Source organism: Streptacidiphilus neutrinimicus, from assembly GCF_000787815.1.
Lineage (GTDB): Bacteria > Actinomycetota > Actinomycetes > Streptomycetales > Streptomycetaceae > Streptacidiphilus > Streptacidiphilus neutrinimicus.
This window is the reverse complement of sequence record NZ_BBPO01000050.1, coordinates 39027-53448: the sequence shown is the minus strand read 5'-3', so window position 1 is coordinate 53448 and position 14422 is coordinate 39027. Positions and strand designations below refer to the sequence as shown.

Below are 14422 nucleotides of genomic sequence, written 5' to 3'. Positions count from 1 at the left end.
GGGTGCCAGGCTGCGGCGGGTGCTGGATCTGGAGGGCGTGGACACCACCCGGGTCCTGCCGGTCGAGGGACTTCCGACGGGCCGGGCGCTGATCGCCGTGGATCACACCACCGGCGAGAACTCGATCATCGTGAGTCCCGGCGCGAACACCGCTCTCTCTCCGGAGCACTGCGCATCCGAGGGAGTGCTGCTCCGCGACGCGACCGTCACTCTCCTGCAGCACGAGGTTCCGCCGGAGACCGTCGCCGCCGCAGCGCGGCTCGCGGGTGGAACGGTGCTGCTGAACCCCGCCCCGGCCCGCGAGCTGGCTCTCGATCTGCTGCACATGGTCGACATCCTGGTGCCGAACCGCGAGGAGTTGGCCAGCCTGGTCGGCCACGACCTCCCCGACCTGCACGCCGTCGCCGATGCGGCCCGTCAGCTGCGCGGCCCCGCGGCGGTGGTGGTCACCCTGGGCAGGGAGGGCGCACTGCTCTGCGAGGACGGAGCCGTCGCCTTCGTCCCGCCCCATCCCGTCACACCGCTCGACACCACCGCGGCGGGCGACGCCTTCTGCGGCGCGCTCGCCTGTGGCCTGATCGACGGCCACGGTCTCCACGAGGCCGTCCGCCGCGCGAATGTCGCCGCCGCGCTCAGCACCACACTGGCAGGCGCTCAGCCCTCCCTGCCGACCCGGTCGGAAGTCGCCCACGCGCTCGGGGAGTGAGCCCCCACGCGCAGCACCGGCAGCACCGGACGGCGGCGTCCAGCACCCGCTTCTCCTTCATCGGGCTGGACGCCGTCTCGACGGCCGGGAGGAGGTGCGCGACCCGCACCGGCAGCTGCGGCGGGCGATCATCGTGGCGCTGTCGATCGCCGCCTGCGGCTATGTCATCTTCGGCCTGCACGCGCTGACCTTCGGATTCTTCGCTGCCTGGCTGACGGGCGCGGCGATCCTCTCCTTCGGATACAGCATCCGGCACTCGTGTCCGCGCGGCACGGAACAGCCCGAGGCCGATCCGCGCCGCGCATGAACGTGATGCCTGCCGACGTGCCGAGTTGAGCCGATGTCAGCCGTGCTGCCCGGTGCCGAGCGCGGCGCCGAGGGCGGCGGTCAGGCTGCCGTCGGCGGTGTCGCCGTCCATCGACCAGACGAAGGTGCCGCGCAGCCCCTGCTCCCGGATGTACTGGCCCTTGTACCAGAGGGACAGCGGGTTGTCGTAGGTGTAGAAGGTGCCGCTCGCCTGGTCGTACTTGTAGGGCTCCTTGGCGATCGGGTCCCAGTACGTCTGCCCCGGCGCGGTGACCACCTGGTTGTAGTCCGGCGTGCCGCCGCCCGCCGTGGCCGGTTGGAAGAGCCCGTCGCCGCGCGGGCCGGGTGCGACGCCCGTCCAGGTGTGCGCGTAGTAGGGGACGGCGAGGCCGATCTTGTCGGGCCGCACGCCGTGCTGCTCGTAGTACCGCACGGCCTGGTCGATGCTGAACTGGTTGTCCGCCGGGTTCGGGTCGCGCGGGTCCTGGTGGAGCGCAGAGGCGAAGTCGGTGGGGCCGGTCGCCTCCCAGCTGCCGTGGTAGTCGAAGGTCATGACGTTGAACCAGTCCACGACCTTGGCGAGTTGCGGCAGTTGCAGCTTGGCGGCGGCGGTGGGGCTGGCGGAGGTGTTGGCGGTCAGCAGGTAGCGCTCGCCGTTCGCGCGGCCCGCAGTGTCGAGCTGGTGGCGGAACTCCTGCATGAGCGCGGTGAAGTTCGGTGTGTCCTGCGGTCCGTAGGGGTTGCCGTTGCCGGGCAGGCCCGGGTACTCCCAGTCGACGGCGAAGCCGTCGAAGATGCCCGCCGCGGCGCCCGCCGGGAGGCCGGGGATGTCGCCGTTCAGGTACTGGTCGACGCAGGAGGCGACGAACTTCTGCCGAGACGCCGCGGTGGCGGCGAGCTGAGAGAACTGGCCGGACCAGGACCAGCCGCCGATGGACATCACGATCTTCAGGTGCGGATAGCGCGCCTTGAGCTCGCGCAGCTGGTTGAAGTTGCCCATCAGCGCCTGGCCCGGGGCGTCCGCCTGCCCGTTCACGGACTCGGTGGCGGCGAACGGGCGCTGGTAGTCGGCCCAGCTGTCGCCGCTCGAGCACAGGCCGTCCGCCGAGACGTCGCTGAACGCGTAGTCCAGTTCGGTGAGGTGGCTGATCTCCCCGCTGCTGATCAGGTTCTTCTCGAAGGAGCCGGAGTAGATGCCCCACTGGGTGAAGTAGCCGATGAGCTGCTTCTGGGAGCTGCCCTGGTCGTCGCCGCCGCCGAAAGCGGGGGTGGCGGCGTGGGCGGGCGCGGTGCCGATCAGTGCGGCGGCGCAGGCCGCCGTCGCCGCGGCGACGGCGGCACGACGAACGGCCGCGGAACGAACGGCGGCACGACGGTTCGCTGGCATGGACTCTCCTCGACGGGATGCCTCGAAGCAGGAAAGAGCGCGTGAAAGAGAAGGAGCGCCTGAAAGAGGGCGCGGCAAGGAACGTGCGGGAAGGGCGAGACGGAGCGGCGGAGCATTGGCATAGACCAATGAGAGGGAAGGTATAGGCCAGTCAGCCGAAGGGTCAATGGCTCTACGGCCCCCGCCGGGCGGGCCGCCGGGGCCCGGTCCCGGCCGCCGGGACGCGTGTGCGCGGACGATGCGAGGGGACGTGCGAAAGTCCGGAAAACCGGGCTCGACCGCGATCTCGGGCTGTGCCCCGGATGTCCGCGACCTGGGAGCGGATTACGCTGGCCCCGTCATGGGGAGCGCACTGCGGAACGCTGTGAGCCGCGCGTGGGGGCGGGGTCGCCGCGTCGCGCGGCTGCTCGGGGATGCCGCGTGGGCGGCGCCGGACCGGCATGTGCCGTTCGCGCCGCAGCTCGGGCGCACGGCGCGGCTGGCCCTGGGCGTGACCGGGCTCGTCGCGGTGCTCGTGCTCGCGGCCAGCGCGGACCAGCAACTGGTGCAGCTCGTGCCCAGCAGCCTGGCCTGGGCGTTGGCGGCGCTGCAGGCGCTGCCGCTGCTGCTGGTCGTGTCGCGGCCGCTGGCCGCGTGGCGGCTCAGCGCGCTCGGACTGACGCTGGCGACCTTCGCCGAGGTCGGGCACGCGCCGACGCCGTTCTGGCCGTGGCCGGTCAGCTCCTGCATCGCGTTCGTGGTCCTGGTGTTCGTGACGGCCCAGCGCTACGGCCGGGACATCGCCATCGGCGTCGACCTGCTCACGGCCGGGGCCGTGCTGTTGCCGGCCCTGCTGCTGGTCGATCTGCCGCCGGTGGTGCTGGGGGTCGCGGTCGTCGCGGTGACGCTGGTGCTCGTGCTGGGGGAGTCGATCCACTCGCGGCTCGAGGCCGAGCGGCACCTGGAGCAGGCCGAGCAGCAGCGCCGTGCGGGGCTCGCCCGGCAGGCGGTGCTGGAGGAGCGCAGCCGGATCGCCCGTGAGCTGCACGACGTCGTCGCGCACCACATGTCCATGATCGCCATCCAGGCCGAGGCGGCCCCCTACAAGGAACCGGGCCTGCCCGACCAGACCCGGCGCACGTTCACGGCGATCCGGGAGGCGTCCACCACCGCGCTGACGGAGATGCGCCGCGTCATCGGGCTGCTGCGCGAGGAGGACGAGGGGGCGGAGCGCGCGCCGCAGCCCGGCATCGACGGAATCCCGGACATGGTCCGGGCCGCGCGCGGGGCCGGTATGCAGGTGGACCTGACGCTGACCGGCGGCCCGGACGGGGTCCCGTCGGTCGTGGACGTGTCCGTGTACCGGATCGTCCAGGAGGCCCTGAGTAACGCCGGCCGCCACGCGCCCGGCGCGCACGTCGCCATTGAAGTGGAGCGTTCCTCGGGTGGCGTCCGGATCGAGGTGATCGACGACGGCGGCCCGGGCGGCAGTCGCGCGCCGTTGCCGCCGGGCGGCAACGGCGGTCACGGGCTGACGGGCATGCGTGAGCGCGCCGCGCTGCTCGGCGGGACGCTGCGGGCCGGACGTCGCAGCGGCGGCGGCTTCGCGGTGACGGCGTGGCTGCCGATGGACGGTCCGCGGGTGCGGACCCGCGACGGCCGTGGAGAATCGAGCACGAACGGCATCGTCCTCAGGGACGTCACCGCCGACGGCGTCGGTGACGAGGCCATCGGCGGTGACAGCACCGGCTCGGGCGGGTCCGGCAGGGACGGGACCGGCAGGGACGGAGTCAGGAACGGAAACGGCGGGCCGGCCGTCGTCGACCTCACCGGAGCCGGACACCCCGGTGGTGGCGGCCTCGACGCGCTGGGCGGTCACCTCGACGTGGAGATGGGCGACGGGCACGTGAACGGACAGCGGGACGGGCGCGCCGGTGAACGACCGGGCGGACACCCGAACGGACAGGGGGAAGGGTGACACAGGCGGCGGAGCCCGCGGACACGGCGCGGCCCCAGGGCATGGCGGAACCCGCGCCGTACACGCATCCGGACGAGCGCGCGGGTGTGAACACGGACGTGCATCCGGACGCGCGACAGAGCGTGCAGCGGGACGTGCGGGACGCACAGGAGACGATTCGCGTGCTCCTGGTCGACGACCAGGAGATGGTCCGCGACGGGCTCGGCGCGCTGCTGTCCAGCGCGCCCGACATAGAGCTGGTCGGCGAGGCCGGCGACGGGGTCAAGGCCGTGCAGCTGGCCCGGGAGCTCACGCCCGACGTGGTCGTCATGGACGTCCGGATGCCGGGCATGGACGGGCTCACGGCGACGGGCGCCATCGTGGACGCGGGCGGCGAGCAGGGGCCGCGCGTCCTCATCCTGACCACCTTCGACCTCGACGAGTACGTGTACGAGGCGCTGGCGAGGGGGGCCAGCGGCTTTCTGCTCAAGGACGCACCGGCGCGCGACCTCATCAACGCCGTCCGCGTCATCGCGGCTGGTCAGGCGCTGCTCGCGCCGTCGGTGACGCGCCGTCTCATCGCGGACGTGGCGCGCCGCCGCCGGGCCGGCAACCTGCGGCCCGAGGCCGTGGCGAGCCTGACCGCGCGCGAGCTGGACGTGCTGCGGCAGGTGGCCCGCGGGCTGTCGAACTCGGAGATCGCCGACGAGCTCGTGCTGTCGGAGCAGACCATCAAGACGCACGTCGGCCGCATCCTCGCCAAGCTGGAGCTGCGGGACCGCACCCAGGCGGTCGTGTTCGCCTACGAGCACGGCCTCGCGGGCGGGGAGTGACACGGGGGAGTGACGCGCAGGAGGACGTGATCCGCCGTTCGGGTGGCGCCCGGATTGCGGTAGTGCGCGGGCGGGCCGCCTCGTCACCCAGCGTGCCCGCGCATGCGTGGGCCCCCTACCGGGGAAGGATGGGTGAACAACCCTGTGGTGTGACGACAGGCCGGGCCGGGTCTTCCTAATGTGGCAGCGTGACGACGACTCATGCCCGTTCCGGGGAGACCGCGGAGACACGGCGAGCCGCCGCGCGTCTGCTGCCGCGTCAGCGTGTGCGGCAGTTCGGTGCAGGGCTTCGGAGGAGTGGCGCGGCGGGGGGATACAGCCGCGCGCCGTGGGTGCTGGGCGCAGTGGTCTGCGCCGGGTGGGCCTTCGGGTTCCCGCTGATCTCGAACCTCGCGTCGCAGCGTGCCTGGGGTTGGTCGGCGGGCGCCGGCTACCTGCTGGCCGCGCTCGTCGCCGCGCTGCTTCCGCGCGGACGGTCGGGCGACGCGGCCCGGCCGATCCGGGTGGCGGTGGCGATCGCCCTGCTGGGCGGCATCGTGATCCCGCTCGTGCTGCTGCTGGTGCTCGGGCAGGCACAGTCCGAGGTCTTCGTGGTGCAGCAGTCGGCAGCCCGGCTCGTGCACACGGGCAGCCCCTACCTGCCGCACCCCGCCCACTGGACGGGCTACACGCCGTATCTGCCGGGCATGACGTTGTTCGGCTTCCCGCACCTGGTGCTCCCCGCCGTCCTGGGTGACGCGCGCATCTGGTTCCTGCTGGCGTTCCTCCTCTGCCTCGTCCTGGCCTGGCGGATCCTGCGCGGCGGCCCCCTCGCGGTGCCGTTTGCGGCGGTGGTCGCGTCGCCGCTGGTCGCGCTGCCCGCGGCGGTGAGCGGGGTGGACCTGCCGATGATCGGCGGCTGCATCCTGGCACTGGCCCTCGCCGGGCGCGGGAACGCCGCGCGCGCCGGGGTGGTGCTGGGCCTGGTCTGCGCCCTCAAGTGGACGGCGTGGCCGGCGGTTCCCGTGGCGCTGCTGCTGCTCCTGCAGATGGGCGGGCGCAGGGCCGCGCTGCGCGGACTGCTGTGGACGGGGCTGGTCGGCGGCGTGCTGGTGCTGCCGTTCGCGCTGGCCTTCCCGCAGGCCATGCTGGAACAGGTGGTCCGTTTCCCGCTGGGGCTGTCGAAGGTCCGGACGCCGGCGGGCAGCCCGCTCCCGGGCCACATCCTCGCCCAGATGGGCCCCGACGGGCGGACGGCCTCGCTGGTCCTGTTCGGGCTGAGCGGTCTGGCCGTCTGCGCCTGGCTGGTCGCCAGGCCGCCGCGCGACGCGCGCGTGGCGTGCGACCGGCTGGCGCTGGGTGTCGCGCTCGCCTTCCTGCTGGCCCCGGCCGGACGGTTCGGCTATCTCCAGTTGCCGGTGCTGCTCGTGCTGTGGCCGCGGCTGGCCCTGCGGACGCGTCGGCCGGACAGTGTGCCGGTCCTGCTGGCGAGCAACGAGGACCCGGCCGACGATGCGGGGGAGGTTCACAGCGTGGCGTCCCGCCTGGCTGTTCACGGGCGCGCTTCGGTACCCGGCACGGCCGAGTCCGATGCCCCGGCTCCCAGCCGGGATGCGGTCCACGCGCGGGCGGCGGCGCACCCCGATCGCGCGCTGCGCCCAGCGCGGACGCGCACCGACCGAGCCGACCGCGTCTCCCGCACCGACGGCGCCCCCCGCGGCGAGCGGTCCGCCCAGGTGGACCGGACGGACCAAGACCAGGCCGATCACGCGGCGAGTGCCGCGGCCCGGTCGTAGTCGGAGCACCCTTCCGCCGTCGCGGAACCATCGGACCACCCCCGCACCTCCTCTGATGGAGCCTCCACCGGCGCCTCTCCGTCTCGACCGCTTCGAGTGGCCGTGCCGTCCGGGGCGCGTAATGTCGTTCGATGACGACCCGAGGCTGAGCGTCGGCTGAGAGGAGGGCGGGGCGGGTGGAAGACGGCACGGAGGCCGGTACAGGGGGCGCCACGGGCATAGGCGCGACCGCGGGCGAGGGCGCCGAGACGGGCACGGACGCGGGGGCGGACGCCCGCCCGGGGGCAGGCGCCGGGGCGGACGCGGGCGCGCGTGCGGGACGCGGACTGACGCGTCGCGGAGTGCTGGGGGCTGCGGCGGTCGCGGGGGCGGTCGTCGGCGTGGCCGGCCTGAGCGGCTGCGGGTCGGGCGACACGACCGCCCGGTCCGTGCACGGGAAAGGGCACACCCCGTCCGCGGCGGGGCCCGTGCCGACGGGCGTGCAGTCCGCCGCCACGCTCGCCGAGAACGCCAGACCCGGGGCAGCCGACTGGCGGATCGCCAGACTCGGCGCGCCCGACGCCATCGAGGGCTACACCGACAAGGCGTCGGCCCTGCCAGGAGAGCCCGTCGCCCTGAGCGTGTCGACGACCGCGTCCGCGTTCACCGTGTCCGCCTACCGCGTCGGCTGGTACGCGGGCAAGCAGGCCCGCCTGGTATGGCGGTCGGCGCGGATGCCCGGCGAGCGGCAGGCCGCTCCCGTCATCGAGCCCGCCACCCGGACCGTCAAGGCGGGCTGGAAGCCGTCGCTGACGCTCGACACCCGGGGCTGGCCCGAGGGCGCCTATCTGCTGCGGCTCGACGCCGTGAACGGCAGTCAGCGCTGGGTGCCGCTGGTGCTGCGTTCACAGGACGCCCACGGGCGGATCCTGGTCATGCACGGCACGGCGACCTGGCAGGCCTACAACACCTGGGGCGGCACCAGCCTCTACCAGGGTGTGGACGGCAGCTACGGGAGCCGGGCGCTCAAGGTCTCGTTCGACCGGCCCTACACGGACGAGGGCGCGCAGAAGTTCCTCGTCTACGAGCGGGCCCTGGTCGTCCTGGCCGAACGCCTCGGGCTGCCGCTGGCCTACACCACCGGGATCGACGTCCACACCGACCCGTCGATCCTCGGCGGAGCGACGGCCGTGCTCTCCCTCGGGCACGACGAATACTGGACGCCCCAGCAGCGACAGTCCGTCACCAGGGCCCGGGACGCGGGCACCAACGTCGCCTTCCTCGGCGCGAACACCTGCTTCCGGCGGATCCGCGTCGAGGACGGCGGGCGGACGGTGGTCTGCTACAAGACCGACTACCGCGACGATCCCGCCTACCTGCAGGACCGCGCGCTGACCACGACCGACTTCCGTTCCGGCCCCGCGGCCGACCCTGAGTCGTCCATGACGGGGGTCTTCTACGAGGGCTACCCGACCGACGCGCCCTACGTCGTGCACAGCCCCGACCACTGGCTGTTCGAGGGCACGGGCGTCCGTGCCGGCGACTCCTTCCACCACCTCGTCGGCGTCGAGTACGACCGGGTCACGCCGGGAGCGCCGACGCCGCGGCCGATCGAGATCCTGGCCCACTCGCCGCTGGTCTGCAACGGCGACCACAGCCACTCCGACACGGCCTACTACACCGCGCGCAGCGGCGCCGGGGTGTTCGCCTCGGGCACCATGCGCTGGGTCGAGGGCCTGATGGCCGGCGGTCGCGACGACGGCGGCGACCACGGCATGAACGCCCGCACCGCCGGCTTCGTCACCAAGGTCACCGAGAACCTGCTCAACGCCTTCGCCCTGGGGCCGGCCGCGAACCACCGGCCGGCGCCCAAGGACAACGTCCAGGCCGTCTACGGGTGAACCGAGCCGCCCGAGAGCCCTTCTGAGGAGAGCTCAGGGCGGCTCCCTCAGGAGCCGGACGCCTGCAGCAGGGCGCGCACGACGTAGCCCGCGGTGCCCGCTCCCGAGCTGCCGCCGATGACCACGGACGACACGGCGATGTCGTCGTTGTACGCGGTCATCCAGCCGTCCGTGCCGTTGTTCGGGGTCTCCGCGGTGCCGGTCTTGGCGCCCACGGTGCCGGAGAGGTCGCCCAGGACCGGATTGGCCGTGCCGTAGGGCTCCCTGACCACGGCCCGCATCATCTCCTGCAGGTACCTGTCGGTGGTGGCGGAGAGGGACGAGGGCGCGGCCGACTGCTGCTGGTCGGGCAGCAGGATCGGTTGCTTGAACGAGCCGTGCTGGACGGTGGCCGCGACGGAGGCCATGACCAGCGGGCTCGCCGTGACCCTGCCCTGCCCGATGAACTGGGCTGGGTTGTCGCCGAGTTGCTCATCCGTCGGAACGCTCGGGTCCTTGGTCTGGACGCCGCCGCCGATGTGCCAGTCGCCGAAGCCGAAGACGTTCGTGGCTTCGTCGGCGAGGGCGGACGACGGCTGCCCGTGCTGCACCAGCTTGTCGAAGGCGGCCCAGATGAAGCCGGTGTTGCACGAGCGCGCGAAGTCCTCCTCCAGCGACGCCTGCGGGAGGTTGGGCACGTCCGACTCGTTGTGGAAGGTCTCCGACTCGGCAGGCTGCTGCGTGAGGCACTGCGCGGTGGAGCTCGGCCTCATCCCGGCCTGGTCGAAGAGCGCGGCCGAGGTGAGGATCTTCATCGAGGAGCCGGGCGGCTGGGAGGCGTTGATGGCGATGTCGCCGTCGCTGCCGCTGTAGGCGATCGCGAGGATGTGGCCGTCCGAGGGACGCACCACGACGACCCCGGTGCTCTTGTTCTGCAGTTGCGACAGCTTCACCGCGTGCTCGGCGGCGGCCTGCAGCTTCGCGTCGATCGTGGTCTTGATCGTCGCGGCCTTCGGCTGGGAGAACACCTTGGCCGCGGCGACGTCGGACCCCGAGGCGTCGACGACCTCGACGCCGGTGCCGCTCGCCCCGCCGGAGGCGGTGGCGTTCTGGGCGATCGTGGAGAGGATGTCCTGCAGGGAGGGAAACTGGGCCCCGGTGAGCGGGGCGCCGTTCTGGTCCGTGATCGTCGTGGACGCGGCGCTCGTGGTGACCGGACCGGCCTGCAGCGACTGGCCGTCGCCGAGGGACGGGAACAGCACCGACGGGGCCCAGCGCACCGCCGTCTTGCCGTTGCTGCTCTGCACCACGTCGAGTGAGCCCTTGTAGGTCCAGGTGCCGCCCTTGACCTGCGCGGAGACGTCGAAGCCGACCGTCTCGGCCGCGCCGCCCCGCGAGGTCGCGCCGGTCGCGGCGATGTGGGAGAAGGAGATGCCGGTCAGGCCGAGGCCGTCGTGGTACTTCTGCAGCGCCGCCTGGGTGGTCAGCGGGGAGTCGGAGGCCTTGCCCGCGTCCGCGTAGTGGTCGGGGCCCGCCTGCCACGCCTGCAGGAAGGCGGTGGCCTGCGTCTGCGCGGACGTGCCGCTGGGCGCCGACGTCGACAGGTCCGAGGCGTTGAAGGTCGCCGGGCCGCCCGGCGAGCCGAGCACCGCGTGCCCGACGTTGAAGGCGGCGTATCCTCCGCCCGCCAGCATGGCCGCCACCACTGTGGCTACGGCGATCTTCGCTCCCTTGTGCACGGCCCCGTTCCCCCTGTCTCCGTGACGGTGCGTCCGTGACGCGTGTGCCCCCTGTGCACCGTCCACTTGTCGCAGGGATGGTACGTGTGCGTTCACAGTCCTGGAAGGCGAATCCAGGAACCGTTATCCGTCCGCATTCAGCTGACGGCCCGCCATTTCCATGGCGGGCCGTCGGGAAGGGCATCCAGAGGGGGCGTCGGATCCGTCAGATCCAGGAGGGCCACCACATTCGGGCCCGCCAGTCGTCGACCGGAATGACCTGGGCGTCGTAGAGCGGGAGGAAATACAGGAAATTGGCCATGATCGCGAGAACGAGCACGCCGGCCCCGATCGCGCCGAGCAGGCGGCGGTCGCCCCGGGCGCGGGCGTGGCCCAGCATGGCGCCGATCATGAAGGCCACGGCGAGGGCGAGGTACGGCTCGAAGTCGATCGTGTAGAAGAGGAAGATCGTCCGCTGCTGCCACTGGAACCAGGGCAGGTACCCGGCGGCGACGGCGACGCAGATCGCGGCGGCCCGCCAGTCGCGGCGGAAGAACCACCGGTAGAGGCTGTACAGCAGCGCGAAGGTCGCCGTCCACCACAGCAGCGGCGTGCCGATGCCGAGCACCTCGCTGGAGCACTGCGCGACCGTGCAGCCGCTCTTCCCCTGCGTCGGCGACTCGTAGTAGAACGACACCGGCCGCGCGTTGACCAGCCAACTCCAGGGGTTGGACATGTAGGTGTGCGGGGTGTGCAGGTTGGTGTTGAAGTCCCAGATCTCCGAGTGGTAGTGCCACAGGCTGCGCAGCGCGGCGGGCACCCACGTCATGTCGAACTGCGGCAGATGGTGCAGCGGCCCGAGGGAGTCCGGGGACAGGCCCTTACGGCCCGCGGCCCAGTTGCGGTCGTAGCCGCCGGAGGTGGCCAGCCAGCCGGACCAGGAGCCGACGTAGGTCAGCAGCGCCACGACGACCATCGACACGACCGCCCAGGGCGCGTCGTGCAGCGCGGCCGTCAGGTACGGGCGGCGCGCGCCGGCGGCCTTGCGGGCCGTCGCGTCCCAGACCACCGTCATGACGCCGAACAGTGCCAGGAACCACAGGCCGTTCCACTTGGTCGCGCAGTCCAGGCCGAGGCAGACGCCCGCGAGGATCCGGTACGGCCGCCAGCCGAGTCGGGCGGAGGTCGCCAGCTCGTCGTTGGGCGGTGCGTCCGGGTTGTCGACGGTCGCGCCGACCAGGTCCGCGAGGCGTGCGCGGCTGCGGTCGCGGTCGATCAGCAGCAGGCCGAAGGCGCACAGCGCCCAGAACATCACCATCTGGTCGAGCAGCCCGGTGCGGCTCATCACGTAGTGCATGCCGTCCACGGCCAGCAGCAGCCCCGCGAGGCAGCCGAGCAGAGTGGAGCGGAACAGTCGCCGCCCGATCCGGCAGACGATCAGCACCGCGAGGACGCCCAGCAGCGCCACCATGAACCGCCAGCCGAACGGGTTCAGGCCGAAGAGCTCCTCGCCGACCCCGATCACCCACTTGCCGGCCGGCGGGTGCGCGATGAACTCCGGGCCGGTGGGCGTGGGGATGTGCTGCGGCGTCTGCATGATGAGCGTGTTGGCGTTGTCCGCCCAGTTGCGCTCGTAGCCGTAGTGCCAGATGGACCAGGAGTCCTTGGCGTAGTACGTCTCGTCGAAGATGATCGCGTTCGGGGTGCCGAGCTTCCAGAACGTCATCACGCCGGCGAACGCGGTGAGGACCAGCGGCCCGATCCAGCCCGCCCAGCGGCAGGCGAACTGCCACAGGCCCAGCGGGACGTGCAGGCCGAGCCGCGCCAGCACCGGCGAGGGCGCGCCTGTCGGCACGCCGGGCCCGTCCGGCATCGGAGGCACCAGCCGCTCCCGCAGCGACGTCCGCTCACTCGGCCGGTAGCCGTACCGGGTGAGTCTGCGCGCCCACGGCGAGGGCGGCGTCGTCCCCTGCGCGGTGGCGGCGGTCAGCGTGTCCGTCCTGTCTTCATGCACGCCTGCATCGTAGGGGCCGATCCTGTCCAGACCAGAGGATCCACGGGATCTTCGACACCCGGAGACATCCCGCCCCGCCGGTTCCCGCCCACTCGGGGCGGCGGTCCTGAGGGCGAGTTCCCCGGCCGAGCCCGGCGCGGTGGGGTTCGGGGGACGAGCTCCACCGGCCGAGCCCGGACGGTCGGGTTGCGAGGGCGGGTTCCAGGGGGCGGGCTGTGCCGGGGCGGTTGAGGAACGGTTGCGGGGGCGGGGCTCGGGCAGATGGGAGGATGGGCGGGTGACAGGTCTACTCGTGCTGGCTGGAACCCCCATCGGTGACGTCGAGGACGCGCCGCCGAGGCTGGCGAAGGAGCTCGCCGAGGCGGACGTCGTCGCGGCGGAGGACACACGGCGGCTGCGGCGGCTGGCGCAGGCGCTGGACGTGGCGCCGACCGGGCGGATCGTCTCCTACTTCGAGGGCAACGAGGTCGGCCGCACTCCCGAACTGGTCGAGGCCCTGCTCGGCGGCGCCCGGGTGTTGCTGGTGACCGACGCCGGGATGCCGTCCGTCTCCGATCCGGGCTACCGCCTTGTCGCCGCCGCCGTCGAGGCGGGCGTGCGGATCACCGCCGTGCCGGGGCCGTCCGCGGTGCTGACCGCGCTCGCGCTGTCGGGGTTGCCGGTGGACCGTTTCTGCTTCGAGGGCTTCCTGCCGCGCAAGGGCGGCGAGCGCGCCGCCCGCCTGCGGGATCTCAGCGCGGAGCCGCGGACCATGGTGTTCTTCGAGTCGCCGCACCGGATCGAGGAGTCGCTCAAGGCGATGGCCGAGGCCTTCGGCGCCGAGCGGGACGCGGCGGTCTGCCGGGAGCTGACCAAGACCTACGAGGAGGTCAAGCGCGGACGGCTCGGCGAGCTCGCCGACTGGGCCGCGGACGGGGTGCGGGGCGAGATCACCGTCGTGGTGGCGGGCGCACCGGCCGCGCCCCCGACCGCCGTGGACGCCGCCGAGCTGGCCCGCCGCGTCGCCCTGCGGGTGGACGCCGGTGAGCACCGCAAGGAGGCGATCGCCGCGGTCGCGGTCGAGGCCGGGCTGCCCAAGCGGGAGGTTTTCGACGCCGTCGTGGCGGCGAAGTCGGCCTCCTGACGCGCTCCCCGGCCTGCGGCGTCGCCGCCGTTCGGGTGCATTCCCGCTCCGCTTACCTCCGCTTACCATTCCCCCGAACGGGGCGTACGGTGGCGGAATAGGCAAATAGCGGACAAAGAAGCGCCCTCGCAATCCCCATGTGAAGTCCCGGGGACGCCAAGAAGAGCCAACTCTCCCCAAAGAAAACTCGCGGCACAGCGGATCGTCTCCGTCGCGGGGAAATCATTGGGGACGAGAAAGTCCCGCTCCGGGCGGACGCCCGCCGGGCACTGGGAGCACGTCATGAGCGAAACCTCCGCGCCCACACGTCGACAGAAGCTCGAGCCGGCCCACGAGGCCTACTCCTTCGCCTGCCTGAACTGCGGATTCGTCTGGGAGCAGGCGTACGAGATCGAGCACGTCGTCGACTACAGCGGCCACATGGTCTACCGCTACAAGGCCAACGGCGTACCTGTCGCCTCGCCGTTGACGCACCCCGCCTGTCCGGGCTGTGGCGGTCCGCATGTGCGGATCATGGCATCCGGGCGCGTGGCCAGGGCGAACGCGGGGCGGTACCAGGACGAGAGCGCCCGCCAGGCGCAGCTGCTGGCCGAGCACATGGCCGACGCTCCGGCCGGCCCTCCTCACGATGCCCATGCGGTGACGGGGTCCGCGCCCGCGGCGCCCGGGGCCGGGTCGGCGGAGCCGCACCGCCGGCACTGGTGGAGCGCGCGTCGAGCGGACTGACCGAAGACTGGTCACCCGGACGGGGCCACGCCTGTCGGC

11 protein-coding genes are annotated in these 14422 nt (G+C 72.6%); 8 read left to right on the top strand and 3 right to left on the bottom strand.

Annotation, left to right across the window (positions count from 1 at the left end; translation table 11 throughout):
• A partial coding sequence (locus TR48_RS27105; RefSeq protein WP_042372049.1) for a PfkB family carbohydrate kinase occupies window positions 1-706 on the top strand: 706 nt, incomplete at its 5' end.
• A gap of 94 nt (window positions 707-800) precedes the next feature.
• Complete coding sequence (locus TR48_RS27100; RefSeq protein ID WP_042372024.1) at window positions 801-1013, top strand: hypothetical protein; 213 nt, start codon at window positions 801-803, stop codon at window positions 1011-1013.
• 36 nt (window positions 1014-1049) lie between these two features.
• Here the strand turns inward: TR48_RS27100 and TR48_RS27095 are convergent, their stop codons facing one another.
• The gene (locus TR48_RS27095; protein ID WP_042372022.1) at window positions 1050-2399 is read right to left on the bottom strand and encodes a glycoside hydrolase family 18 protein; all 1350 of its coding nucleotides are present in this window, start codon (window positions 2397-2399) and stop codon (window positions 1050-1052) included.
• Window positions 2400-2739: 340 nt separating this feature from the next.
• Between TR48_RS27095 and TR48_RS27090 the strand changes: the two genes are divergently transcribed.
• The 4 genes from TR48_RS27090 to TR48_RS27075 all read left to right on the top strand — a co-directional run bounded on the left by TR48_RS27090 (window position 2740) and on the right by TR48_RS27075 (window position 8823).
• Window positions 2740-4356: a sensor histidine kinase gene (locus tag TR48_RS27090; RefSeq protein ID WP_161789917.1), complete on the top strand. Its 1617-nt coding sequence runs from the start codon at window positions 2740-2742 to the stop codon at window positions 4354-4356.
• On the top strand, window positions 4353-5168 hold the full coding sequence (locus TR48_RS27085; protein WP_268873605.1) for a response regulator: 816 nt from the start codon (window positions 4353-4355) through the stop codon (window positions 5166-5168). The genes TR48_RS27090 and TR48_RS27085 overlap by 4 nt, the downstream gene beginning before the upstream one ends.
• A gap of 188 nt (window positions 5169-5356) precedes the next feature.
• A complete protein-coding gene (locus TR48_RS27080; RefSeq protein ID WP_236652352.1) occupies window positions 5357-6943 on the top strand; it encodes a glycosyltransferase 87 family protein in 1587 nt (528 codons plus the stop codon).
• Between the two features lie 176 nt (window positions 6944-7119).
• Window positions 7120-8823 carry a N,N-dimethylformamidase beta subunit family domain-containing protein gene (locus TR48_RS27075; RefSeq protein ID WP_439654497.1) on the top strand — a complete coding sequence of 568 codons (1704 nt, stop codon included), beginning with the start codon at window positions 7120-7122 and terminating at the stop codon, window positions 8821-8823.
• Window positions 8824-8870: 47 nt separating this feature from the next.
• Here TR48_RS27075 and TR48_RS27070 read toward each other — a convergent pair whose 3' ends face one another.
• Window positions 8871-10541, bottom strand: a complete 1671-nt coding sequence (locus TR48_RS27070; RefSeq protein WP_236652351.1) for a penicillin-binding transpeptidase domain-containing protein — start codon at window positions 10539-10541, stop codon at window positions 8871-8873.
• Between the two features lie 205 nt (window positions 10542-10746).
• Complete coding sequence (locus tag TR48_RS27065) at window positions 10747-12534, bottom strand: dolichyl-phosphate-mannose--protein mannosyltransferase (protein WP_236652350.1); 1788 nt, start codon at window positions 12532-12534, stop codon at window positions 10747-10749.
• Between the two features lie 277 nt (window positions 12535-12811).
• Between TR48_RS27065 and rsmI the strand changes: the two genes are divergently transcribed.
• A complete protein-coding gene (gene rsmI, locus TR48_RS27060; protein WP_042372020.1) occupies window positions 12812-13657 on the top strand; it encodes a 16S rRNA (cytidine(1402)-2'-O)-methyltransferase in 846 nt (281 codons plus the stop codon).
• A 282-nt stretch (window positions 13658-13939) separates the two neighbouring features.
• The gene (locus TR48_RS27055; protein ID WP_042372018.1) at window positions 13940-14383 is read left to right on the top strand and encodes a hypothetical protein; all 444 of its coding nucleotides are present in this window, start codon (window positions 13940-13942) and stop codon (window positions 14381-14383) included.
• The last annotated feature ends 39 nt before the right edge of the window (window positions 14384-14422 follow it).

What these genes read in the sequence shown, in the direction of transcription:
- TR48_RS27095 (WP_042372022.1), bottom strand. Translation starts at nt 2,399, where the DNA reads ATGCCAGCGAACCGTCGTGCCGCCGTTCGTTCCGCGGCCGTTCGTCGT.
- TR48_RS27055 (WP_042372018.1), top strand. Translation starts at nt 13,940, where the DNA reads ATGAGCGAAACCTCCGCGCCCACACGTCGACAGAAGCTCGAGCCGGCC.
- TR48_RS27090 (WP_161789917.1), top strand. Translation starts at nt 2,740, where the DNA reads ATGGGGAGCGCACTGCGGAACGCTGTGAGCCGCGCGTGGGGGCGGGGT.